This window comes from Streptomyces silvae, from assembly GCF_016745505.1.
Lineage (GTDB): Bacteria > Actinomycetota > Actinomycetes > Streptomycetales > Streptomycetaceae > Streptomyces > Streptomyces silvae.
The window spans coordinates 1-12780 of sequence record NZ_JAERUC010000033.1 but is presented as its reverse complement, the minus strand read 5'-3'; the positions used below and the strand labels follow the sequence as shown (position 1 = coordinate 12780).

General features: G+C 67.9%; 10 protein-coding genes. 5 read left to right on the top strand and 5 right to left on the bottom strand.

Features of this window, described 5'->3' with window-relative positions:
* Window positions 1-327: 327 nt before the first annotated feature.
* Window positions 328-636: a histidine kinase gene (locus tag JKV81_RS05255; RefSeq protein WP_236055377.1), complete on the bottom strand. Its 309-nt coding sequence runs from the start codon at window positions 634-636 to the stop codon at window positions 328-330.
* 162 nt (window positions 637-798) lie between these two features.
* Here JKV81_RS05255 and JKV81_RS05250 point away from each other — a divergent pair, with 162 nt between their 5' ends.
* Complete coding sequence (locus JKV81_RS05250) at window positions 799-1524, top strand: SDR family oxidoreductase (protein WP_129264331.1); 726 nt, start codon at window positions 799-801, stop codon at window positions 1522-1524.
* 256 nt (window positions 1525-1780) lie between these two features.
* Here the strand turns inward: JKV81_RS05250 and JKV81_RS05245 are convergent, their stop codons facing one another.
* Window positions 1781-2722, bottom strand: coding sequence for an AraC family transcriptional regulator (locus JKV81_RS05245; RefSeq protein ID WP_129264333.1), 942 nt, complete (start codon window positions 2720-2722; stop codon window positions 1781-1783).
* A gap of 80 nt (window positions 2723-2802) precedes the next feature.
* Here JKV81_RS05245 and JKV81_RS05240 point away from each other — a divergent pair, with 80 nt between their 5' ends.
* Window positions 2803-3642 (top strand): NmrA family NAD(P)-binding protein, encoded by an 840-nt coding sequence (locus JKV81_RS05240; protein ID WP_129264335.1) that lies wholly within the window; start codon window positions 2803-2805, stop codon window positions 3640-3642.
* A gap of 113 nt (window positions 3643-3755) precedes the next feature.
* Complete coding sequence (locus tag JKV81_RS05235) at window positions 3756-4376, top strand: NAD(P)H-dependent oxidoreductase (protein WP_129264337.1); 621 nt, start codon at window positions 3756-3758, stop codon at window positions 4374-4376.
* 72 nt (window positions 4377-4448) lie between these two features.
* Here the strand turns inward: JKV81_RS05235 and JKV81_RS05230 are convergent, their stop codons facing one another.
* Together JKV81_RS05230 and JKV81_RS05225 are read right to left on the bottom strand one after the other, a co-directional pair.
* Window positions 4449-6338, bottom strand: coding sequence for a S9 family peptidase (locus JKV81_RS05230; RefSeq protein WP_202075016.1), 1890 nt, complete (start codon window positions 6336-6338; stop codon window positions 4449-4451).
* A 530-nt stretch (window positions 6339-6868) separates the two neighbouring features.
* The gene (locus tag JKV81_RS05225) at window positions 6869-7549 is read right to left on the bottom strand and encodes a DUF3159 domain-containing protein (RefSeq protein ID WP_129264341.1); all 681 of its coding nucleotides are present in this window, start codon (window positions 7547-7549) and stop codon (window positions 6869-6871) included.
* A 609-nt stretch (window positions 7550-8158) separates the two neighbouring features.
* Here JKV81_RS05225 and JKV81_RS05220 point away from each other — a divergent pair.
* Window positions 8159-8596, top strand: a complete 438-nt coding sequence (locus tag JKV81_RS05220) for an HIT family protein (RefSeq protein WP_129264343.1) — start codon at window positions 8159-8161, stop codon at window positions 8594-8596.
* Window positions 8597-9157: 561 nt separating this feature from the next.
* Here JKV81_RS05220 and JKV81_RS05215 read toward each other — a convergent pair.
* Window positions 9158-9877, bottom strand: coding sequence for a TetR/AcrR family transcriptional regulator (locus JKV81_RS05215; protein ID WP_164992690.1), 720 nt, complete (start codon window positions 9875-9877; stop codon window positions 9158-9160).
* A gap of 269 nt (window positions 9878-10146) precedes the next feature.
* Between JKV81_RS05215 and JKV81_RS05210 the strand changes: the two genes are divergently transcribed.
* The gene (locus JKV81_RS05210) at window positions 10147-11907 is read left to right on the top strand and encodes a CocE/NonD family hydrolase (RefSeq protein ID WP_147983498.1); all 1761 of its coding nucleotides are present in this window, start codon (window positions 10147-10149) and stop codon (window positions 11905-11907) included.
* Window positions 11908-12780 lie beyond the last annotated feature (873 nt).

Sequence of the window (12780 nt, the reverse complement as noted above, 5' to 3'; positions counted from 1 at the left end):
CCGCCTTCGGGATTCGAACCCGAGACCTACGCATTACGAGACCGAGAGCGAGCATGTTGACCGGTGCAGCGTGATGCGGCCTGGTGACATCTGAGCTGATCAGAGAGAAGGTGCACCGTGTTGGGGCGTGCTGCCTCGTGCTGCCGCGTCCAAAGGCATCTGTCCACCGGCTGTCCACCGCTGCACCTCGGCGCTCACCCCCGTGACGACCACCCTCTGGCCCGTCGGCACCGCGGAGGCCGCCCAGCCACTCAGCCGCCCGCGCTTGTCCGTGTTCCACAAGGTCCAGTACATAGGCGCTTCGCCGCAAGGGCATCAACCACCCAGCTAGGAGGCGTCCCGTCGTTCGTCGCTCCGCGGATCGAAGTCGACACGGGCTCCGGTGGGACGGGCCGTCTCGATCAGACCGGGAAGAGTGTCGAGTGATTTGACGCCCTCGTCTTGGTGACCGACACCGCGGAGCAATCCCACCAGACGACGCAGGTCATCCGGGATCGCGTTGCTCTGCTTGCGGATCTCCAACGCTCCGGAGCGGGCCTCGCCCGGTGCCGAGGCGGTCTGCCGAGCGACGACCGAGGCCATCAGTGAAATTCCGGACAGACGGTGGGCGGCGATGTCGTGCAGTTCGCGCACCATCGCAGCCCGTTCCAGGGCGGCCGCGGAAATCCTGCCCGCCCGCACGAACCGCGGGCCCTCCGCTCCGGTGGCACGGATCGGCACAGGAGACGCGTGAGTAGAGTGACTATTTGATCGATCATTCATCAATCCCTACTCGGAGGGCCGGACAAGGTGGGACAAGTGGACCAGCGAGTGACCGTGGTCACCGGCGGCAGTCGGGGCATCGGCGCGGCGATCTGCCTGCGGCTGGCGGCCGAGGGGCACGATGTGGCCGTGGGCTACCGGTCGGACGCCGAGGCTGCGGAGGGCGTGGCCGAAAGGGTGCGTGCGCTGGGCCGGGCGGCTGTGGCAGTCGCGGTCGACACCGCCGACGCGGCAAAGGTGGACCGTTTGTTCGATACCGCTGCCAAGTACCTGGGGCCGGTCACCGGGCTGGTGAACAACGCCGGCGTGAGCGGGCCGGTGGGAGCACTGGCCGACGCCGACCCTGAGGGTATGCGACAGGCCCTGGGAGTCAACGTTCTCGGATACCTGCTATGCGCCCGTCGGGCCATCAGGGACATGGCGGCGGGCGGGGCTATCGTGAACGTCTCCTCCGCCGCCGCGACCCTGGGCAGCCCGGGGACCTACGTCCATTACGCTGCGGCCAAGGCCGCCGCGGACGCCATGACGGTGGGGCTGTCCAAGGAAGTGGCGGCCGACGGGATCCGGGTCAACTGCGTGGCACCGGGCACGATCTGGACCGATTTCCACGCCGACCCGCAGCGGCCCGCCAAGATCGCGGCACTCGTCCCCATGGGCCGCGCCGGCCAGCCCGAGGAGATCGCCGGAGCGGTCGCCTGGCTGCTCTCGGACGACGCCTCCTACGCGACCGGCACGGTGATGCGGATCGCCGGCGGGATGTGACCACAGACGACTCCGGCACCTCGGACAAGGCGGGCGGCCCTCCCACAGGGAGTCCGTTCCCACGCAGAGCCGGAACAGCGCTCCCGCGCGGCTGTCGAACACCACACCGAGCAAAGGTATCGAGCAGAGGGGCTCACTACTTCGGCGAGCTGACACGCCCTGCCGGTCATGGCCCACCTGCGGTGCGGAGGCACAAACGCCCAGCTCGCCGGTCGCGGACTTCTTGCGTGCGTCCGGCGTCCGGCACATGGGTGCGTCAGTGTGCTTCGGTGGTCCGGCGGTAGGTGCTGGGTGTGGTGCCACGGACCCTTTTGAAGGCCACGCTGAACGCGAACGGGTCGTTGTAACCAACCGTGCGGGCAACAGACGCGACCGTGGCGGAGGGCTGCTCGGCCAGAAGATCCGCGGCGAGTGTCATGCGCCAGTGGGTGAGGTAGGTCAGCGGCGGTTCGCCGAGCAGCTCGGTGAACCGCTTGGCCAGTGTCGAGCGGGACACCCCGGTACGCCGGGCCAGTGCGGCCACTGTCCAGGGGGCGGCCGGTTCGGCGTGCAGCAGGCTCAGGGCCTCGCCGGCCACCGGGTCCTTCTGCGCGGACCACCAGGCCGGGGGGCGCCGACCGGGCTCGTCGAGCCAGGTACGCAGCGTGCACACCAGCATCCAGTCCAGGAGCCGGTCGAGCACCACTTGTTGGCCCGGTTCGTCGCGGGCGACCTCGGCGGCGAGGTGATCGAGCACCGGGTCGCCGTCGCCGCCGGCGGGTACCCGCAGCACGACGGGCAGGCTGTCCAGCAACCGACGGCCGATCTCACCGCTTACCGGATAGGCCCCGACGACCAGGGTCGTTGTGCCGCCCCCCGCCCCGTCCTCGCCTGGTTCGTGCCAGCCGAGCCGATGGCGGGTGCCACCCTGCTCGGGGGTGGCGCACTTTTCGCTGCACACAAGGGGCTCGACGGTGGTTGCCGGGTCGTCGACGAAGGTGAAGGTCGCGGGGCCGCGCACCACGATCGTGTCGTGGGTGCCGAGCCGTTCGGGCGGATGGCCGTCCGGAACGATCCAGCCGGCGCCTGTGAGGACGGTGCACAGCGTCAGTGGGGGCCCGTCCACGAAGTGCAGGGACCAGGGCGGGGACAGCGTGGAGCTGCCGAACAGGGAGCCGTGGGCTCGCACGCCGCGGAACAGCTCACTGGTGATGTCCACCCCACCAGATTAGACGATCGCAAAGGTGGGGCGGCTCTTCACCCATGGGAACGTCCGGGCAGCCGGTGTTGTGTGGAGGCATGAACGCACACACTTCTCTTGTGGTTGGCGCGACCGGCCGGACGGGGCGCCGGGTCGCAGCCCGGCTGCGACTGCGCGGCGTCCCGGTCCGCGCCGCCTCCCGGTCCAGCCGGGTCCACTTCGACTGGTCCCAGCCCGCTGGCTGGGACGCCGTCCTGCGCGGCGTCGACGCGGCCTACGTGGTGCCCCCGCCGGTGCCGGGCCCGGTGCACGCGTTCGCGGCGCGGGCCGCGGCCGCCGGGGTGCGACGGCTGGTGCTGCTCTCCGGCCGCGGTGCGGACGGCTGGGGTGGCTCGCGGTTCGGGCGCAACATGGTCTCCGCCGAGGAGGCCGTCCGTGGTGCGCCTCTGGAATGGACCGTGCTGCGGGCGTCCAACTTCGCCCAGAACTTCGGCGAGGACGTCTTCCACACACCGCTGCTCGCCGGCGAACTGGCGCTGCCGGCCGGGGACGTTCCTGAGCCCTTCGTCGATGTGGAGGACATCGCGGACGCCGCAGTCGCGGCACTGACCGAGCGTGACCGGCACGTCCGGCAGATCTACGAGCTGAGCGGGCCTCGCCCCGTCAGGTTCGCCGAAGCCGTCGAGCTGATCGCGCGGGCGTCCGGACGGACGCTCACCTACCGGCGGATCACGCGTGACGCATACGTGGCGGCACTCGTCGGGCAAGGCGTGGGCCGGCACGAGGCCGACGAGGTCGCCGAGATGTTCGCGCTGATGGCGGGCGGTTCGGTCTCCGGGACGACCGGCGACCTCGCCACCGTGCTGGGGCGCGCGCCGCGCACCTTCGAGGAGTATGTCGTCCGCGCGGCCGCGGCCGATGTCTGGGACCCGCGGTGACGCGCCGACCACCACCCCCGACCGCAGCACGCACGGACCGCATCCCCGCGCCCCCGCACACCTGCACCCGCGAAGACCTCCGAAATCCGGCCCTCACCCAAGGACGCACCGTCATGAGCACAGACGAGACCCCGCGCACCCTCGTGGCCATCGCGCACCCCGATCCCGGCTCCCTCACCCATCACGTCGCGGAACGTCTCAGCACAGCCCTGCGCCCCGGGGCGGTCGAGATCGCGGACCTGCACCAGGAAGGCTTCGACCCCCGGTTCACCCCGGCGGACCGTCGCGCCTACCACGAGGGCGGCGGCCACCCACCCGATGTGGTCCGCGAGCAGCAGCGCCTGGACCGGGCGACCGACCTCGTTCTGGTCTTCCCTGTGTACTGGTGGTCGGTACCGGCCCTCCTGAAGGGGTGGATCGACCGGGTTTTCGTGAACGGCTGGGCCTTCGAGTACTCCGCCGCAGCGGGAGTGCTGCCCAAGCTCCAGCGGCTCACGACGCACCTGCTACCGGTAGCAGGTGCCGACGCCGGCGCGTACGAGCGGCACGGCTACGAGACGGCGCTGCGCACACAACTCACGCACGGCCTCATCGACTACGTCGGCAGCCGCCGCGGAGCCACCGCCTTCGTCCACGACTCCGAACAGCCCTCCGCAGGGGCCACGAAGGCCGGCGTCGACCGTGCGGTCCGCACGCTGGCCGCCGCCGTTGGAGCTCCTGTTTCCCGTTCCTGATCAGCTGCCCCGCCTCCGCACGCCGGCGCCCGGAGGCGGGTCGGTGGAGCACCGGGAGCGGGATGCGATGGTCTATGCGTCTCGGCCGGGTCCGATGTGTTCGCCCAAGAACCGCTCTACTGCGCGGTACACGGTGATCAGGTTCTCCGAGTTCTCGATGGAGTGCCCTTCGTCCGCCATGAGGATGTACTCGACGGAGGCCGCACGCGCCTGGAGAGCCTGGGCCATGTTGTCGGATTCCGCCTGCCTCACCCTCGCGTCGTTGGCGCCCTGGGCGATGAGCAGCGGTGTGCGGATCTGGTCCACCCGGCTGATCGGTGAGCGGGCCAGCATGTCGGCTTCCTGGTGCGGATCCGCGGGGTCGCCGACCCAGCGGAACCAGTTGGCGGCAAGGGCCGGCCGGACGAATTCCGGCTGGTTGCGCAGGAAGTTCGCGAGGTCGGAGACCCCGAAGATGTCCACCGCCGCGGCGAAGACATCAGGGGTGAAGGTGACGCCGACCAGTGCCGCATAGCCCCCGTAGGAGCCGCCCAGGATCGCCACCCGGTCCGGGTCCGCATATCCCTGCTCGATGGCCCAGTCGACCCCGTCGATCAGGTCGTCGTGCATTTTCCCGGCCAATTCCCCGATGCCGGCCTTCATGAACGATTTGCCGTACCCCGTGGAGCTGCGGAAGTTCACCTGCAGAACCGCGTAGCCCCGATTGGCCAACAGCTGGACCAGAGGGTTGAATCCCCAGCTGTCCCGGTCCCAGGGGCCGCCGTGCACGAGCAGAGCCAGCGGCAGTCGGTGCGGCTCCGTCCCGAGCGGCAGGGTCAGGTGCGAGGGGAGCGCAAGACCGTCCCGAGAGGTGATCGTCACTGGTGTCATCGGCGCCAGCTGCTCGGGATCCAGATGGCCACGGGGACGAAACAGGAGCCGGCTCTCACCTGAGGAATGGTCGTAGAAGTACGCGGCCCCGGGATCGCGGTCGTGGGTGAAGCTGACGACCCACCGCTGCTCAGCCTCGTCGGACGAGATGTCGGCCAAGTCGCCGTCAGACAGTTTCTCCAGGTTTTCCAAGACCTCGGCGAAGTGCGGGTCCAGCGCCTTGATCACCAGCCGTTCCCCGAGATAGCGAACCCCGATGAGTTGGCCGGTACGCCGGCTAAAGATGAGCGGGGAAGGCAGTGCGGGAAACACGCGGGACCGTGTGTCCAGGTCGTAGTGCGGGTGGGAGTCGACCTCCGTCTCCTTGCCGGTTGCTGTGTCGAGCCGGGCCAGGCGAAGTCTGTCCGAGCCCCGGTACGAGCCGTGGAGCACGCCGCCGCCGTCGTCGGTGACCTCCAGCGGGTAGACGCCCAGCGGATAGTCCGCGCCCTCGAACTGCGCGAGGTGGCACGAGGTCTGCGTGGACTCGTTCCAGCGTGAGAGTCGTAGGTCGCCATGTTCGGTGACCTCGCTGGTGAGGGGGCCGGCGCTGCCCGCATGGAAAAGAGTGGTGGCCGCGCCTCCCGTGTTCTCCGCGAGCATCCGCAGGTCACCAGTGGCGATATCCAGCTCGAAGAGGTCGAACACCGCGGGATTCCGGCTGTTGGAGGAGAACACCGCCTTCCCCGGCCGAGCGGCGGGGAGCTTCAGATCTGTGATGCGTGCGCCGGGAAAGGGCGTCAGGTCGACAGCCGCTGCGTCCGGGGCTTCGAGATCGACGCGGTACAGGTGACTGTTCTCGTCGCCGCCCTGGTCCCGGGTGTAGAGCAGCCACCGCGGATCATCCGTCCAGTGGTAGCTCAGCAGGTTGCGGTCCTCAGAGGTGACCCGCCGCGCCTCGTCGGGCGCTTCGAGACTCCCGACCCACAGGTTCAGATGGGTCTTCCAAGGGGCCAGATAAGCAATCTTTGTGCCATCCGGCGAAATGGAGGCCCTCGAGCGCCTGGGAGGCGCGAAGAGCTCCTCCACGCTGATGATCTTCGGCAATGCCATATCGGTCCTTCCCGTGGTTGCCCCGGACAGCGATTAGTGAGGCATCGAAGGCAAGGGCTCCGCGTGGGCGCACAGCCTGGAGTCGGCCGTCCACGTGACCACACTGCTGTCACTTAGTGACAGTGTCACTAAGTGACAGCAGTGTCAAAATAGATACTGCGGCCTTTGCTGACGCCTCCGCACCACCCACCGAAGATCAACGTGGCCGACAGCCTGTGCGACTTCGGCCACGCCCGGGATTCAGGTCGTAGCGGCGCCGCTGCTCACTCGCCCCGGGCTCGGGGCAACTACTCACCCACATGGGTTCATCTCGCCATTCAGCCGTGGGAAACCGACGTCGATCAGGCCACGCCCGCCGGAAAAGATAGATGAAGGCGCATCCGCACACGACCGCAGCGACGACGCGAGGCGGCAACCTCAAGAAGGCGCGACTGCCGAATCGAGCATCGCCGTGGCCGGTGCGGATACGCACGCTTCCGGACGGGCTGTGGGCAGCCCGTCCGGTACCGGTGAAGAGCGGAAGCAGTGAGTCAGCTGCGCTTGCCGGACAGCAGCCCGACCGCCTTCAGCCGCTTGTCGGAAGCCCGGGCGGCCCAGGCGACAGCCAGGACCCCGACGGCGAGGAGCGGGTAGCCCATGGCGATCTTGGCGAAGCCCAGCGATCCGACCTCGTCGGCCTGGTAGAGGTACTGCTGAACGGCGAACCGGGCACCGAAGATGGCCGCCAGCACCAGGGTGGCGATGTCGTAGTAGAGCCGCGAGCGCCTGTCTGCCCGCCAGACAACGCCCTTACCGGTTGTCGAGTTCCAGATCAGCCCCGCCAGAGGCCAGCGCACCACCACGGAGAGAACGAAGGCGACAGCGCCGCCCAGGCTCGCCCAGATACCGATGAGGAAGAAGTCCTTGGCGGATCCCGTGTACCAGGAGACGCCGGCGGCGACGGCCACGCCGAACACGCCGCCCAGCGCCGGCTGGATCGACTCCCTGCGCACCAGCCGGTGCGCCGCGATGCCGCCGGCGACCAGCAGGGCGGCCAGCACACCGACCTTGAGTCCACCAACGCTGTTGGCGACGACGAACACCAGGGCGGGCAGCGCCGAGTAGATGACGCCCTTGGTGCCACCCACCTGCTCGAGCACCGTCTTCCTCTTCGCCTGCCGATCTGTCGCCTGCATGGTGGCCGCCACCTTTTGGGAACTCGTGGTCTGCATAGTGATCCGCGCCTCCGGGTCGATTCAAGCATCAGCAGTTCACTGGAACGTCACTAAGTGACACCTTGTCATTAGCTGCCTAGATGCACCACTCGGCTCGACGTGATCTAGATCACGCCGTGATGGCATCCCAGCTCAGCGAGTCGCTCGACGCCAAGGTCGGGCGGCATGGTGCGCGCGGCTGTTCGCCGCCGACCGCTGGGAGCAGTCGCAGGCCTCCATGGACGCGCCGACGCGGTTCGTCGGGCACGGGCGTCCGGGGGCCCGCGCGCGTTGCGGACGACGATGAGTCAGGCGCAGGCCGAGACCGGGGGCGGACCGCGAAACCTGGCACATGCCGACGGCAGCCGCCTACGACATCACCGGTTGGCGCCCGGCAGTTCCGGCCGCGGGCGGGCCACTCCTATGCTCAGCGAGACCGCGACAAGCCGGAGCCTTCGGCGCCTCGGCGGCCACATTCCGGCGTCCGGTTCCTCGGGCGCCCGGCTTCGGGGAGCCGAGCCGGTGGTACTGACCGCGCGGATGTGTCGGGCGCGCTTATGCCGCACCCCTGATCAACGTCGCCCGGTCCGCTGTCCGCACCCTGATGCCTCCGGGGAGAATGCACGTATGACTACTGTGTTCTCGCGCATCATCACCGGAGAGTTGCCCGGACTCTTCGTCTGGCAGGACCCGGAAATCGTCGCTTTCCTGTCCATAGCCCCGTTGCGGCCTGGCCACACCCTTGTGGTGCCGCGACGTGAGGTCGACCGGTGGACGGACATTGACGGGGCCCTCCTGGCGCGTTGCTTCGAGGTGGCCCAGGCCGTGGGGCAAGGGGTGCAGCGGGCCTGGAACGCCCCGCGCGCCGGCCTCGTCGTTGCAGGCTTCGAGGTACCTCATATGCATATACATGTCGCGCCGGTATGGGACATGACCGACTTCGATTTCAGCAAGGCCAAGCAGGAGAAGGACCAGTCGGCTCTGACCGAAGCAGCGGCAAAGCTGCGTGCCGCCCTGCTGGAACTCGGTTATGAACAGGCTCGCGACTCCGCCCCCGGAGTGTGAACCGGAACTCGGAGGACGGTGCGACATCACCCACGAGGCCAGGCCGCCAAGGGGGGCCCGGCCTCGTGCGCTCGCCGTTCCAGGGACATAAGGGTCTTGACCTGAGATTCCCAGAATCTTGGAGGTGACGGAGGACCAGCTACTGAGTACTGCTGACGCCGAACACTTCCTCGCCGCGACGTCTCCCGTCGACCAGGACGGCGCCCTCGCCGCCACACCGCTTCCCAGCAGGAACACCGGAGCCGGTTCCAGGCATGCGAGACGGGCGACCGGAGCCTGCAAGGCTGTCGATGCTCCGCCCGGAAAAACGGGCCTTCGGACGTTGGTCACTTCGGTCTCGTTCTTTTCCTCCCGCCCAACGGCGACCATCCGACAGCCGGGAAGGAGAGCCGAAGACTTCGTCGCACCGGCCGGGATGACCGTGGGACACACAGTTCATAGGGGCGCCACAGTGTGGCCGTGGCCGGGAGATCGGCGATTGAGCACCGCACGGGTTGTACTGCACCAGGGCGGGATATTTCTCTGCCTCCACGGCCGAGCACATAAAGAAAGGTGCGGCGCTCAGAACGACATTCGTTCCGCGGCGCCCTTGCCCGGCTCGGCGGGCACCTCGGCGGCGTGGACCGGGTCACCCACGGCATTCCCGGTGGCCGTGCGGACGGCATCGGCGATGAAGGCGAAATTCTCGTCACCGAGCTTCCGCGGATCAGTGCCGTCCAGAAGCCCTGCTCCCACGTACTCGTTGAGGACTCGCAGGGCGGCAGAAGCAGCCGCGGCGTGCAGACGTACCTGCAGATCATCGTGCTCAAGTCCGAGCCGGGTCGCGATGACCCCGGCCAGTTCGTGTTCCACTTGATCGCAGGCCATCAGCCACGCCGTACGCAGCGCCGGCTCGGTATCAGCCAGTCGCATCATCTTCACGCCCAGCCCGGCATCGGCCTGCTCCTGCGTGCCGATCTCGCCGACCAACCGCTTCGCCTCCGTGGCAAAGTGCTCCTCCAGTGAGCGGTGCAGCGGCCAACTGCGCAAAGTGGCCAGTTCCCACTCCACGCTCTGCGCGATGATCGGCTCCGCACAGCTCTCCTTGCTGCGGAAATGGCGCCAGATGGTGCGGGTCGACAAGCCCACCGCCTCCGCGATCTGGTCACCGCTCGTACTGTCGACGCCCTGCGCCCAGAACAGACGTGCCGCCTCCCGCGAAATCTCCAGACGCACACGACGGCGCCGCTGCTCACTCATCCCGCCGCGGCCGCGCCTGGTCGTGGCCTCATCGTCGGTCATCTCTTCACCACCCGTTCCCATATTCTTCACCCGGCGCCAGATTGGCACTAAGTGACGATTTTCGCCAGCCTCTGGCGGTGCGCCTCCGGCACCCTACGGCCCCGATCCGCAGCTTGAGTGCACCCGCAGGACGAAGGGCCCGCCTTGCAAAGTTCGTCACTAAGTGACACTGTCACTAAGTGACAGGCAGTTGATTCCACGCAGAGGTGACCAATGCGTGCGAGTGCCGCCCTTCCCCGTCCGCCCGCACCAGAACCCAGGAGCACTTCATGAGGAAACGATCAGCCGCAACCGCTGCAGCACTGATCACGGCCTGCGCTGTCACCGGCACCCTCACGGGCGCAGCCGTCGCCACGCCGGGCCGGACGACCGACGGCGACCGAGCAGAGAAGACGGCTGTTGCCACGGCCACCCGTTCGGTGACCCACGAGGAGAACGAACGGGTGCCGGAAGGGGCGCGCTGGACCCAGCACTACTTCCCCTCCTCGGACGGCTCCGGGACCGAACTGCACGCCGACGTTCTGCTTCCGGAAGACCTACCCAAGGGCGCGAAGGTTCCCGTGGTCATGTCGGCCGGTGCGTACTTCGGCCACTCCGGGGAGATGGAGGTCGAGGAAGAGCACGCCGGCCCCTCGGGGCGCTTCCAGGACCTCCTGGAGGGAACCGACCTGTTCGACAAGGGTTACGCCTTCGTCATGGTGGACACCCGCGGCTTCGGCGGCTCCACAGGATGCCTCGACCTCGGCGGCCCTGGAGACCAGGCCGACGTCAAGGCCGCGATCGACTGGAGCTCGAACCAGCCGTGGTCCACCGGAGCGGTGGGGATGTACGGCAAGTCCTTCGACGCCTACACCGGCCTTCTCGGTAACAACGCGAAAGACGACGCGCTGAAGGCAGTCGTCGCCCAGGAGCCCATCTGGGACCTGTATCAGCACCTGCACTCCAACGGGGTGCCCCGCCCGAACAGCGTGCAACTGCCCACCAGCTACAACCGCATTGCCGGCCTGGCCCAGTTGCCGGACGAGGACGAGCAATACCGGACCAACGCCGCGTACGAGACGAAGCGCCCCGAGTGCCTGGCACTCAACTCCTTCGGCCCTACCATCGGCGACCCGGAAGACCCGTACTGGAAGGACCGCAGGCCCGCCGAAAAGGCGAAGGGCACCGATACGCCGCTCCTGTTCACCCAGGGCACCGCCGAGACCAACACCCTCCCGGTGGGGATGGAAGGGTTCCTCGACAACCACCGCGGCCCGCAGCGCGCCTGGATCGGCCCCTGGGACCACGTACGCGGCAACGACCGCACGCAGGACGGAGAGTTCGCGATGGGCCGCGCGACCTGGTTCAAGGAGACGATGTCCTTCTTCGACGAACACCTCAAGGGCATGGACCCCAAGGTCACCTACCCGAACTACGCCGTCCAGGACAACCTCGGCGACTGGCGCGCCGAGAAGTCCTGGCCCACAGCGAACCGCTCCGCGAACCTCCGACTCGGCAACGGCTCATACCTGGACAGCGGAGCGGGCTCACAGCCCACACCCCCGCAAGAGGAAACCGGTCGTTACGCCGGAAGCTTCTTCGTCTGGTCCGAGCCTCTCAAGGCAGCTACCCGGGTCACCGGCACACCCAGGATCAACCTGACGGCCAGGGGCGAGGGCAACGTGATGGTCAAGCTGTACGACGTGGCCCCCGACGGCAACGCCGTCGCATTCGACGAGCGAGTCTCCCGCCTGGACCAGGACCAGCTGGACATCGACCTGAAGTCGACCGACTGGACCCTGCGGACCGGCCACCGCCTCGCCGTGGAAATCGGCTCGGTACGAACCGGCGACTGGCTCGACACCCCCTCCAAGCAAAAGATCCGGATCAGCAACGCCCGTCTCCATCTGACCCTGGACGACCCGGCCGAAGACACCGCCACCGACGGCGACCGAGCGCCATGGATCGACACCTACACACAGATCAACGCGGCGAAGCTGACACCGGGCCCCGCCACCTTCACCCTGCCCCCAGCCGGTACGCGACGCTGAGGAACGCCACACCGCCGGGCATCCTCGTCACGTCAGTTCGTCACGTCGGCACGGGTCAGCTGCACCAGCTCTCCTACGCGGATTGGAGCGCTGGGCAGCGTGCTCTCACCTGCGGCTGGCAGGCATGCGGCACGGCCGGCATATTTGGCCGGCTCAGGTCGGGCCCGACGGAAGTGTCGGTAGGTGAAAGGCAGAGTGGCGCTCAGCGCCAGGAGCGCGCTTGGGGTCCAAGGGCCCACGTCGGACCCGGCAAGTTCAGTGCCGACCATAAGAAGTCCCCCACAACGCCCCTCAGCCAAGCCGGCAGAACCAAACGTCTCGCCCCAAGGGCGACGGATCGGCAAGAACCCATTAGGAACGGCCACCGTCGGCCCTCGTGACGGCTTCGGGTGGCGCGATCTCCGTTCAAGGGACCTGACAGCCTTGTCGAGCGCGATGAGGTCGGTCTCCCGCCAGAGGAAGCCGGTTCGATCACGCAGCCGCTCCTTCAACACCCGCTCGTCCAGCTCCTGCGTCCGCTCCAAGACGCAACCTCCTCCGGGGCGGACCCGACCGTGAAGTTTGTGGCGACCGCACAGTCCCGATGCCGCCGATCTTCAAACATCGGGGAAGGTCTCACTTCACGCCTGGGGCAGTCGGTCGGGGCCGTGCGGTGGGCCGCGGGGACGCAGGAACAGCCAGTTCAGAGGCGCGCTCTGCCCATAGGGCCAAGAGAGCTCAACCTTGGCCTACACATTGCAATGCATAGGCCCAAGGTGTTCCGATTTACCCGAATCAAGAACCAAAGAAGACAAGAAACCCCAGGTCAGATATCTGACCTGGGGTTTATCATGGAGCCGCCTTCGGGATTCGAACCCGAGACCTACGCATTAC

Excerpts from the sequence above, each read along its gene's own strand:
- JKV81_RS05255 (WP_236055377.1), bottom strand. The coding sequence starts at position 636 with ATGGTGCGCGAACTGCACGACATCGCCGCCCACCGTCTGTCCGGAATT.
- JKV81_RS05240 (WP_129264335.1), top strand. The coding sequence starts at position 2,803 with ATGAACGCACACACTTCTCTTGTGGTTGGCGCGACCGGCCGGACGGGG.
- JKV81_RS05235 (WP_129264337.1), top strand. The coding sequence starts at position 3,756 with ATGAGCACAGACGAGACCCCGCGCACCCTCGTGGCCATCGCGCACCCC.
- JKV81_RS05230 (WP_202075016.1), bottom strand. The coding sequence starts at position 6,338 with ATGGCATTGCCGAAGATCATCAGCGTGGAGGAGCTCTTCGCGCCTCCC.
- JKV81_RS05225 (WP_129264341.1), bottom strand. The coding sequence starts at position 7,549 with ATGCAGACCACGAGTTCCCAAAAGGTGGCGGCCACCATGCAGGCGACA.
- JKV81_RS05220 (WP_129264343.1), top strand. The coding sequence starts at position 8,159 with ATGACTACTGTGTTCTCGCGCATCATCACCGGAGAGTTGCCCGGACTC.
- JKV81_RS05215 (WP_164992690.1), bottom strand. The coding sequence starts at position 9,877 with ATGACCGACGATGAGGCCACGACCAGGCGCGGCCGCGGCGGGATGAGT.
- JKV81_RS05210 (WP_147983498.1), top strand. The coding sequence starts at position 10,147 with ATGAGGAAACGATCAGCCGCAACCGCTGCAGCACTGATCACGGCCTGC.